Source organism: Vibrio makurazakiensis, assembly GCF_050337375.1.
Taxonomy (GTDB): Bacteria; Pseudomonadota; Gammaproteobacteria; order Enterobacterales; family Vibrionaceae; genus Vibrio; species Vibrio makurazakiensis.
Genome location: NZ_JAKJSW010000441.1, coordinates 1 through 1,319 on the forward strand (window position 1 = coordinate 1; position 1,319 = coordinate 1,319).

General features: G+C 43.2%; 1 protein-coding gene. It reads right to left on the bottom strand.

Features of this window, described 5'->3' with window-relative positions; translation table 11 throughout:
- Positions 1 to 88 precede the first annotated feature (88 nt).
- Positions 89 to 1,219: a flagellin gene (locus tag L4C33_RS22300; RefSeq protein WP_428814562.1), complete on the bottom strand. Its 1,131-nt coding sequence runs from the start codon at positions 1,217 to 1,219 to the stop codon at positions 89 to 91.
- Between the last annotated feature and the right edge of the window lie 100 nt (positions 1,220 to 1,319).

Genomic DNA, 1,319 nt, shown 5'->3' on the forward strand with positions numbered 1-1,319 from the left:
GTGTAGGATGATATTTCCATAACAATCTCCCTTCCACCTTATGGGCTAGCAATAGAGTTTCTATTGCTCAACCTATCCTAAGATAAGTTTAGCCCAATAAGCTTAGAGCTGCAGATGGTGACTGCTTAGCTTGCGCCAGAATTGAAGTACTCGCTTGTTGCAAAATTTGAGACTTCGTCATCTGGGTTGTTTCTTTAGCATAGTCAGTATCTTTGATGCGGCTCTTCGAAGCATTAACGTTTTCGTTGATGTTATCTAAGTTACTAATTGCATGGTCAAAACGGTTTTGGAATGCACCCAGAGAAGCACGCTGGCTATCTACTGCTTTTAGTGCTCCATCAATGATGGATACCGCTTCGTTTGAACCAGCAACAGAAGTAACGTCAATATCATTAACGGTTACGTCAGTACCTGCGCCAATACCTAAGTCACCAGCTAGAGAACCACCGAATGTCACGTCACCCTCAACGTTTTGCGAATTTGCAAAAAGTTGAAGTTTACCTTCTTCACCAACCGATGCTTTTACATCTTGGCTTTGACCATTGATGTAAGTCGCAAGCTCTTCAAGATCATTGCCTTCTTTAGCGCTGATCGTAATCTGCTGAGCTTCACCAAACTTGTCATTGTATGCCAAAGTTAGGTCAGCACCAGCACCAACTCTCCAAGATGGATCTTGACCTTGAGTTGCTACATAGCTTTTACCACCCATAGCAACAGTGTCAGAACGCATATTATCGATAGAAAGCATTACTGCTTCACCAGAAGAGGCACCGATTTGGAAAGACTGGCTACCATACGTACCGTTAAGCAGTTTATTACCACCAAATGAGGTAGTTTCTGCAATACGGTTAAGTTCGGTATTCAAAGCTGAAACTTCTTCCTGAATCGCTACGCGTTCAGATTTACTGTTTGAGCCGTTAGAAGATTGAAGTGCTAGGTCACGCATACGTTGCAGAATGTTAGTAGACTCACTCATCGCGCCTTCAGCGGTTTGAGCAATAGAGATACCATCATTTGCATTTTTCACAGCCATATCAAGGCCGCGACTTTGCGAAGTTAAGCGGTTGGAAATTTGAAGACCGGCAGCATCATCTTTTGCGCTATTAATTTTATAGCCAGAAGACAAACGCTCCATCGATTTTTGAGTTCCCTCAGCAGCGCTGTTTAGGTAACGCTGTGCGGTCATTGCAGACACGTTCGTGTTTACATTTATTGCCATAATTGATCTCCTTTAGGCATTGCTTGATGCACCTCCGAGTCTATCACCTCACATTGGTACATCTCATTTCTCTCAATCCCTTTAACGGCCTGTCATTTAG

Excerpts from the sequence above, each read along its gene's own strand:
- L4C33_RS22300 (WP_428814562.1), bottom strand. The coding sequence starts at position 1,219 with ATGGCAATAAATGTAAACACGAACGTGTCTGCAATGACCGCACAGCGT.